This window comes from Plesiomonas sp. ZOR0011 (assembly GCF_000800945.1).
Taxonomy (GTDB): domain Bacteria; phylum Pseudomonadota; class Gammaproteobacteria; order Enterobacterales; family CAMTGL01; genus Plesiomonas; species Plesiomonas shigelloides.
Window position 1 is genome coordinate 1 of sequence record NZ_JRKB01000058.1, and the last position, 9,772, is coordinate 9,772.

The 9,772-nt window shown below is 50.5% G+C and carries 6 protein-coding genes and 2 tRNA genes; 7 read left to right on the top strand and 1 reads right to left on the bottom strand.

Going from position 1 to position 9,772, the window contains the following annotated elements:
- A tRNA-Asn gene (locus L975_RS09770) sits at positions 1 to 76 on the top strand.
- 289 nt (positions 77 to 365) lie between these two features.
- Here L975_RS09770 and L975_RS09775 read toward each other — a convergent pair.
- The gene (locus L975_RS09775) at positions 366 to 1,748 is read right to left on the bottom strand and encodes an amidohydrolase (RefSeq protein ID WP_047708403.1); all 1,383 of its coding nucleotides are present in this window, start codon (positions 1,746 to 1,748) and stop codon (positions 366 to 368) included.
- Positions 1,749 to 2,308: 560 nt separating this feature from the next.
- On the opposite strand from L975_RS09775, the gene yfcC reads away from it, so the two are divergent.
- The 6 genes from yfcC to L975_RS09810 all read left to right on the top strand — a co-directional run bounded on the left by yfcC (position 2,309) and on the right by L975_RS09810 (position 9,772).
- Entirely contained in the window at positions 2,309 to 3,784 is a 1,476-nt protein-coding gene (yfcC, locus tag L975_RS09780) for a putative basic amino acid antiporter YfcC (protein ID WP_047708408.1), read from the top strand.
- Positions 3,785 to 3,886: 102 nt separating this feature from the next.
- Positions 3,887 to 4,951, top strand: a complete 1,065-nt coding sequence (locus L975_RS09785) for a succinylglutamate desuccinylase/aspartoacylase family protein (RefSeq protein ID WP_218185590.1) — start codon at positions 3,887 to 3,889, stop codon at positions 4,949 to 4,951.
- 741 nt (positions 4,952 to 5,692) lie between these two features.
- Positions 5,693 to 7,039, top strand: coding sequence for a histidine-histamine antiporter (gene hdcC / locus L975_RS09795; protein WP_036769990.1), 1,347 nt, complete (start codon positions 5,693 to 5,695; stop codon positions 7,037 to 7,039).
- A 33-nt stretch (positions 7,040 to 7,072) separates the two neighbouring features.
- Positions 7,073 to 8,209 carry a histidine decarboxylase gene (locus L975_RS09800; RefSeq protein ID WP_010864579.1) on the top strand — a complete coding sequence of 379 codons (1,137 nt, stop codon included), beginning with the start codon at positions 7,073 to 7,075 and terminating at the stop codon, positions 8,207 to 8,209.
- 93 nt (positions 8,210 to 8,302) lie between these two features.
- The gene (gene hisS, locus L975_RS09805) at positions 8,303 to 9,556 is read left to right on the top strand and encodes a histidine--tRNA ligase (RefSeq protein WP_047708407.1); all 1,254 of its coding nucleotides are present in this window, start codon (positions 8,303 to 8,305) and stop codon (positions 9,554 to 9,556) included.
- A 143-nt stretch (positions 9,557 to 9,699) separates the two neighbouring features.
- Positions 9,700 to 9,772: transfer RNA gene (locus tag L975_RS09810), tRNA-Phe, on the top strand.

Here is a 9,772-nt window from a genome sequence, read left to right on the forward strand (position 1 = left end):
TCCTCTGTAGTTCAGTCGGTAGAACGGCGGACTGTTAATCCGTATGTCACTGGTTCGAGTCCAGTCAGAGGAGCCATACAAGAAAAGCCCTGCTCATTGAGCGGGGCTTTTTTCTTTGTACTTGTCTTCATAGCCTGTTTGTCCCCTTCCCTTTGCCTGTTCCCTGTTCATTATTGAATGGTAAATAGTGAATGTTGAAAACCTTCACTCTGCCGCCGCTCTAGCGCAGTTCTGCCGTAATGAAGCGCAATTAACGTTGAGCGCAAAAAGGGACAACAATAGCGCGATCAGCAGATAAAAAAATGGCGTGTTGCCACGCCATCTCGGGTTAACCCACAATACCGCACGCCGTGAGGCGCGGTGGCTTAATCCATACTTTTGGCTTTTTGCGCCAAACCACGGGCGAACTCAGCAATATCAGCTTCAATCGCTTTCATCTGCTGACGGTTTTGCTCGATGTCATAGGTTTTCAGCTGCTTGTCTTCTACCACAATGCGACCATTGATAATGGTGGTATCCACATTGGCTGGATTGGCTTGGAACACCAAGGTGGCGAACGCATCATAGTTCGGCATCATGTTTGGTGAGCGGGTTTCAACCACAATCACATCCGCCAGTTTCCCCGCTTCCAGCGAGCCCACTTTGTCGGCCATATTCAGTGCCTGCGCGCCGCCGATAGTGGCCATGCGCACCACTACATCTGGGGTCATGATGGTGCGATCTTGATATTTCAGGCGCTGCATGTTGCTGGCGTAACTTAAGGTGCGGAAGAGGTCGACCTGATTGGAGCTCATTGGGCCATCGGTACCTAAGCCGACTTTCACGCCTTTATTCAGCATCTCATAAGCACGAGCAATACCGGTTGCGCCTTTGGCATTGGCCATTGGGTTGTAAGCTACCGCCGCACCACGCGCTTTGATCAAGTCCAAATCACCATCTTGCAGATGGATGGCGTGCGCCAGCAGGACGCGCTCATTAAGCACGCCAATCTCATCCATATACTCCACCACCGATTTATCGGTCAGCTTCAGGCGTTTGTCTTCATCATCGAACTCGCCCACATGGATCATCACCGGCACTTGGTACTCTTTGGCCAGTGTGGTGATCTGCTGCATTTTCTCTTTTGATACAGTGTACGGTGCGTGCGGCGCAAAAGCTGGAGTGATCAGCTCATCATTCTGGTAGGCTTTAATCACGTTGACCGCATAGTCGATCCCGCCATACGACTCTTTGGCATCCACCACCGGGAATTTGATCACCGTTTCCCCGAGTACCGCGCGAATGCCGACTGCTTTGCTGGCCTTGGCCATTTCATCAATGTGGTAGTACATGTCGGCATAAGTGGTCACGCCGGACATTGCCATATCAATGCTACCGTGCACGGTGGCTTTATAGATCAGATCGCGGCTGAGTTTTTCCCCTTCCAGCGGGAAGAAGTAAGCAAACAGACGGTTTTTGATCCCCTCTTCCCCTAGCCCACGGAAAGCCACCATCGGGATATGGTTATGGGTGTTAATCATCCCCGGCATGATGATGCCCTCTTCGGCATCAATCACTTTAGCGGCGCGATAACGCTCCAGCAGCTTAGCATCGCCGACCGACACGATTTTGTTATCGCGGATCACCACCACACCGTTATTAATCACGGTGTTGTTCTGATCCATCGTCAGCACAGTACCGTTTTTGATAATAATGCTGGCCGCTTCGCGCGGCTCGCTCAGTGAGCTACAACCTGCTAACGCTAACATGCTGAGTAATATTGTTTTTTTAAAGTAATGTTTCACCACTGCACCTATCCATCTTCTTCACAAGCGATAAAGGTTGCCGAAATTCGGCGCGGCCATGGTAAGCAAATCAGGCGGGGAATACACAGAGCGGTGGTGGAAGCGTTGCCAAGATCTCTTTTTGGTCAGCTTTCCGCATACATATCGGTAGCTTCAATACTTGCCATTGACATAAAGAAACCCGTAGTTGTGTTTTAACAGGATCAGCTGCGCCTAGCGAAAAGTCGCAAATCGGCAGCGAAAACGTGCATAGCCCGCCGTCCTCAAACCTCATTAATTCATACAATCTGGCAGCAAAATGGTTATAAATTACGCCGTAATTTTACAGGTGTGAATTTTATCCTGTTATGGCGATATTTTATGCTTTACGGCTGAAATAGAGTTGCCGTAGTATGCAAAACGCAAACGTATGCAAAAAGAGAACATTTCCATTCATAGATATTACGATAGCAACAGGGTAAGTTGAATTCATGAGCACGCCATCCTCCACCACTCAGCTCAAGGCCGCACCGAACCGCTGGCAGATGCCAGATACACTGGTGATTATTTTCTTTGTCGGCCTGTTGGCTGCGGCCCTCACCTACTTTATTCCGGTAGGTGCTTTTCAGGATCAAACCGTACATTACGTACTGGACGGCGTGGAAAAGACCCGCAAAGTGGTTAACCCCGACTCGTTCTCTTACGTGATGGATGCCGCCGGCACGCCGGAGTACAAACGCATTGCGCTGTTTGCCACCGGCGATGATGTCGGCCTGCTGAACTTCCCATTTGAAGGGCTGGTATCCGGCGACAAGTGGGGCTCGGCGATTGGCGTGATCATGTTCATGCTGGTGATTGGTGGTGCGTTTGGCATTGTGATGCGTACCGGCACCATCGATAACGGGATTTTGCGCCTGATCGATAAAACCAAAGGCAACGAGCTGCTGTTTATTCCGGTGATGTTTACCCTGTTCTCATTGGGCGGTGCGGTATTCGGGATGGGCGAAGAGGCGATTGCCTTTGCCATCATTATCGCGCCGTTGATGGTGCGCTTAGGTTACGACAGCATCACCACCGTGATGGTGACCTATGTGGCGACCCAGATTGGTTTTGCGACTTCGTGGATGAATCCGTTTAGTGTGGCCATCGCGCAAGGTATTGCCGGTATTCCGGTGCTGTCAGGGGCCAGTGTGCGTATCGGGCTGTGGTGCCTATTTACGCTGGTTGGCATCGCCTTCACCATGCAATACGCAATGCGGATTCGTAAAAACCCTGAGCTTTCGTACAGCCGCCGCACCGATGCGCACTTTCGTAGCCAAACCGCCGATCTGCAAAACAGCCGTTTCGGTTTAGGCGATGTACTGGTACTGCTGACCGTGCTGGCCGTCACCGTATGGGTGATCTGGGGCGTAGTGGTGCATGCTTGGTACATCCCCGAGATTGCGACTCAGTTCTTTACCATGGGTCTGGTCGCCGGTTTGATTGGCGTGGTTTTCCGCCTCAATAACATGACCTTGAACGATATCGCTTCGGCGTTTCGTGATGGCGCGGCGGTGATGATCGCCCCTGCGCTGTTGGTCGGTTTTGCCAAAGGGGTGTTGCTGCTGGTAGGTAGCGGCGGTACAGGTGAACCTAGCGTGCTGAACAGCATTTTGCACAGTGCCTCGGGCCTGATTGGTGGTGTACATGACTCGCTGGCCGCGTGGTTTATGTTTACCTTCCAATCCATCTTCAACTTCTTTGTCACCTCAGGCTCCGGTCAAGCGGCGCTGACCATGCCGCTGATGGCGCCGCTAGGCGATCTGGTGGGGGTAAGCCGTCAGGTCTCCGTACTGGCATTCCAGCTCGGTGATGGCTTTACCAACGTGATTGTGCCGACCTCGGCGTCCTTGATGGGCACACTGGGGGTCTGCCGAGTGGATTGGGGCGATTGGGCGCGTTTTTGCTGGCGCTTTATGCTACTGCTGTTTGTACTGGCCAGTAGCGTTGTGGTGATCGCGCAGCTGTTTGGCTACCACTGATCCAACACTTTCTCTCGGCGCTGACCGCGATGTCAGCGCCCGTTTTTCACGGGATGCCGAAGATGGCGTCCCGATTCTATTTTATGCTACGGAGAGTATTGTATGTCCGTGAACACTGCTGCGGCCGCTCTGCCGACGACTGACACGCCCATGACCAACGCGCCAATGGCGACCTGCTTTACCGAAGATCGCATTGATGGCAAAGCGGTAGTCAGCCATCTCAATAGCGCCGATCTGCCGACTGGCCGTCATCTGTTCTACTTTCGTCCGCAAGATATGGCCAGCGGTCAGGGTTGGTATGTGCCGGTGAGCGTAATTCAAGGCGCGCGTCCGGGTAAACGCCTGCTGATCACCTCAGGCGTGCACGGCGACGAGCTCAACGGCGTTTTGTGTGTACAGCAACTGATGCGCGAGCTAGATCCGGCTCAAATCAGCGGCACCATCACGCTGGTCTCCGGCATGAACGTACCGGGGATCTTAGCCGGTAGCCGCGATTTTATCCCCAGCGATCCAGATGCCTCGCCGGTCAACCTCAACCGTCTGTTCCCGGGCGATGCCAATCACCCGACCGCCGCCGGTCGCTATTTGGATGCACTGTGGCAGCACCTGCTGACCCCGAACGCCGATTTCACCCTCGATCTGCACACCCAGACTCGCGGCGCGGAATACCCGCTGTATGTGTTTGCCGATTACCGCATTGATGCCTGCGTGCGTATGGCGCACCTGATGGCACCGGATTGCATTTTGGACGATCCGGGTGATGCTGGCGTGCTGGAAACTGAATGGAACCGTCGTAATGTGCCTTGCATTACCGTGGAAGTCGGTACCGCCAAGCGCTACCAACCGGCGATGGTGAGCCGCACACTGCAGGGCATTTATAACATCCTGCGCGACCAAGGTATGCTAGAAGGCAACGTGATTGCGCCAGCCGCCGCGCCGGTGGAAGGCAAAGCCACCACCACCTTACGCGCTAAGCGCAGTGGCTACGCGCTCCCGCAAGTCATTCTCGGCCAGCAAGTAGTCGCTGGGCAGTTACTGGCTATCCAGTGGAATGCATTTGGCGAAGAGATTGAACGCTATCATGCGCCGTGCGCCGGTTATGTACTGAGTATCAATAGCGATCCGCTGCGCGAAAGCGGCAGCTTGCTGGTGCGCTTGCTGCACTAAAATTAGTTAGAAATATTAGTTAGGCATGAGTGAAGCTCATCTCATCTGGCATATTTCGCCTCGCGACCGCGACATTGGTGTCAGGATCTTCCTTTGGTGTTGCTTGCCCTGCGTGGCGGGCAACACCAAGCCTCCAACACTCTTCTACGCACTCTCTTTCGCGCACCATTCTCTGTCCCTCCTACTCCTTGCCAGCAATTTCCCCACCATCAACCACCAAAGCTTAATATCCCCTTTCTGCGCCGATTTATTTTCCATGTCTTTCTGTGTCGTTTTATTTCTTTCGCCATCGCAATTAGCATAAAAAATCAAAATGAATGCGGAGAATGCATAATTAATGCATGTTAGTCGCATGATTAATGAGCTTGCGCCATTTTGCGATCTAAATCACAAAACTTATTTGTATGACGATTATTATTAGGAACAGGTAGCTTGTATTTGTTAAGTCTATTTTGGAACAAAAGATGGAACTTCTCAGTATTAATCAAAGCTGGTCAACATTCAGATTAAATCTCATCATTACCACCTATGGTAATGACTCTGATTACGCCTACTGCATCTCTAGCCTCTCTTGCTAATTCAAAAGCTATTTCTCTAATAGCTTTTATCCCATACAGCACAAATTTATCTTTTCGTATCTATTGATCCGTGCGGCCTTATTACGTCTGTAAATTGGCTCATCGTTATCGATGGAATAAATTTGCGCCCCCATAAAATCACAATTTAATCCAGGGAATAACAATGTCTGATATGAGTGTATCTCAGGCACACAAAATAGGTGTGCTCGCACTAACGTTAGTGACTGCATCAAACATGATGGGATCGGGTGTATTTATGCTGCCGACCAACTTGGCCGGTATCGGATCCATTTCAATTTATGGCTGGCTAATTACCATTGTCGGCGTAATGTCGCTGGCTCTGGTATTTGCCAAAACCAGTTTAATCAACCCGAAAGATGGCGGTATTGTGGCGTATGCAAATGATGCATTCGGCCCATTTATCGGTTTTCAAAGCACCATTTGCTATTGGATTAGCGCTTGGATTGGTAACGTTGCTTTACTGGTTGCCGGTGTGGGTTATTTAAGTTTCTTCTTCCCTGAATTAAAAGACCCCACTATTGGCAGTATTACCGCCATCTGTATTCTGTGGGCCTTTATTGCCCTCGCCAGCTTCGGCGCTAATGTGGCGACCAAAGCACAATCATTTACTGCCTTGTGTGGTCTGATTGTTATTCTGGGTGTTGGCTTAGTCGGTTGGGCTTGGTTTAACCCGCAAACTTATTCCCAAGTTTATAATGGCACCGGTGGTAGCAATATGCATGCGATCTTATCGGCAGCATCGATTGCACTGTGGGGCTTCTTGGGGGTTGAATCAGCGGTGGTCGCCTCTGGCCAAGTTAAAGATCCAGAGAAAACCGTGCCGAAAGCCACTGTGTATGGGTTATTAATTACCTCCGTATGCTATGTCGGTAGCTGCGCAGTGATTATGGGTATTGTTCCTCACGAAGTATTAATTAAATCCCCTGCGCCATTTGCCGCTGCTGCTCAATATATGTTTGGCCCAATGGCCGGTAATATTGCATCAGCCTTAAGTATCATTGCCTGCTTTGGCTCTATCTCTGGCTGGTTAATCTTACAATCTGAAGCGCCAAAAGCCGGTGCCAAATCAGGGCTGTTCCCGAAATTCTTTGGTGAGGTGAATAAAAACAACGTGCCGATGAAGAGCTTGATCTTCACCGGTGTGCTGATGAGCATTGTGCTACTGATGACCGCGTCACCTAACCTGGCTGACCAATTCCAGATCATTATCTTGATGTCGGTATTCGCCTCACTGCTGCCGTACATGTACGCCATCATTGCTCTGCCAATCATCATGGCCGCCAAGAAACTGGATACTGGCCGTAAATTCTATGTTTATGCGCTACTGACCGCACTCGGTATGGTCTATTCCATCTTCGCGCTGCTGGGCTCCGGTAACGACTCCATCTTCTGGGGTGTGGTCATGCTGCTGTGCACTATTCCTCTGTACTCCTTTGTCGCGGCCAAAAAAGCGCACGCGGGGAAAGTGGTTGTTAACGCAGATATCTAATTCAGTTCTGAATCTAATAAGAGAGTAATTAAAATGACTTTATCTATCGAAAACCAAAACAAACTGGACGCTTTCTGGGCTCACTGTGTTAAAAATCAATACTTCAATATCGGCTACCCAGAATCTGCTGATTTTGATTACACCAATTTAGAACGTTTCCTGCGTTTCTCGCTCAATAACTGTGGTGACTGGGCAGAGTATTGCAACTACTTGCTAAACTCTTTTGACTTTGAAAAAGAGGTTATCGAGTATTTTGCTGATTTATTCAAAATCCCATTTGAAGATTCTTGGGGCTATGTCACCAACGGTGGTACTGAAGGTAATATGTTTGGTTGCTATCTGGCGCGCGAACTGTACCCGAACAGCACCCTGTATTATTCCAAAGACACCCACTACTCTGTAGCCAAAATTGTTAAATTGCTGCGCATTAAATCTCAAGTTGTCGAATCACAAGCCAATGGTGAAATCGACTATGACGATTTAATTGCCAAAATCAAAGCGGATGGTGAAAAACACCCGATTATCTTTGCCAACGTTGGTACTACCGTGAAAGGTGCTATTGATGATATCGCCGAAATCCAAAAACGGATCGCTGCATTAGGTATCAAACGTGAAGATTATTATATTCACGCAGACGCTGCATTAAGTGGAATGATTTTGCCATTCGTTGATCATCCACAAGCGTTTACTTTCGCCGACGGTATCGACTCAATTGGGGTTTCCGGCCACAAAATGATTGGTTCACCAATTCCATGCGGTATTGTGATTGCCAAAAAGAAAAATGTGGATCAAATCTCCGTAGAAATTGATTACATCGCGGCTCACGATAAAACCATTACCGGTTCACGTAATGGCCATACCCCACTGATGATGTGGGAAGCCATTAATAGCCACACCTTTACCGAATGGAAACAACGCATCACCCGTTGTATGGAGCTGGCAGAATATGCGGTGCAGCAATTCCAAAAAGCCGGTGTCAATGCTTGGCGGAATAAGAACTCCATTACCGTGGTGTTCCCATGCCCATCTGAAGACGTTTGGAAAAAACATTGTCTGGCCATTTCTAACGGTCTGGCGCACATGGTGGTTTCCGCTCACCATCTGACCCATGAAAGTATTGATAGCCTGATCAATGATGTGATTGCTGATGAAACTCAGCAAGTAGCGTAATTCACTCCCTCTAGCCAAGGCTGCGTGTCAGAAATGTCACGCAGCCTTTTATGTATCACCGTCTGAATAAGATGAGATAAGGAGTATCGAATAATGCAATTTCAATCGATTCGCGGCATGAAAGATATATTGCCCAGCGAAACACCGCAATGGCAATGGGTGGAAGCAACCCTGCGCACCATTATGCGCCGTTACAGCTACCAAGAAATACGCTTACCGATCTTAGAGCCGATTGAGCTCTTTCAACGCGCGGTGGGCGCGGCGACCGATATCGTCGCCAAAGAGATGTACGATTTTACCGATAAGTCTGGCGAACACATCACCCTGCGCCCTGAAGGCACCAGTGGCTGTGTTCGTTCGATTATCGAAAATGACTTGTGCTACCACACCACGCAGCGCCTGTGGTACCAAGGGCCGATGTTCCGCTATGAACGGCCACAAAAAGGCCGTTTGCGCCAGTTTAACCAATTTGGCGTCGAAACCTTTGGTATGGCGGGGCCGGAGATCGACAGCGAGCTGATCTTGCTCTCCCATGACATCTTCACCGCGCTAGGGATTGCGCAGCATGTACGGCTGGAGATCAACTCACTCGGCACCCCAGAAGAGCGTGCCGAACACCGCGCTGCACTGGTCAGCTACTTTGAGCAGCACCGCGAGTTACTCGACGACGACAGCCTGATCCGCCTCGATAAGAACCCGCTACGGATTCTCGATAGCAAAAATCCCGATATGCAAGGCATGCTGGAAGATGCGCCGCAACTGCTCGATTACTTAAGCGCCGAGTCGCGCCAGCATTTTCAGTCCGTCTGCGCGACCTTAGAGCGCGCCGGCATTGCCTACACCATCAACCCACGCTTAGTGCGCGGCTTGGATTACTACACCCGCACCGTGTTTGAATGGATCACCGATAAGCTCGGCGCCCAAAGTACGGTCTGCGGTGGTGGACGCTATGATGGCTTGGTCAATTTATTCTGTAGCTATCAGCTGCCGGCCTCCGGTTTTGCCATCGGCATCGAGCGTTTACTGCTGCTGCTCGACACCTTAGCGCTGCCAGCGCCTGCGCCAACACACCCGAAAATATGCTTCACTTGTGAAGACCCGGCACTGCTCAGCCAAATGCTGTTACTCGGCCATCAGCTGCACGCCTTGCTACCCGATTGCGAACTGCGCCATGACTATTCAGCCACCAAGCTGAAAAAACAGCATCAACGGGCCATCAAGGAGCACGCCAACATCATCCTGACCCTCAATGACGCCACGTCCTTAAGTATTTGGGTGCTGGCCAGCAATCAGAAAGCCACGATTTCACCACACGAGCTGCATCACCTGCTGGCGTATCTTGGCTAAACGCTCGCCGCGCTAGAGCGTCAACATGCGCGCATTACGGGCAAAAAAACGCCACAAGAACACTATTTAATCAAACAGTTCGGGTAATTTCGCATATCGCTTGACTCTATAACGCGATTTTCGTTTAATACGCAGCACGAGCTGCCCGGATAGCTCAGTCGGTAGAGCAGGGGATTGAAAATCCCCGTGTCCGTGGTTCGATTCCGCGTCCGGGCA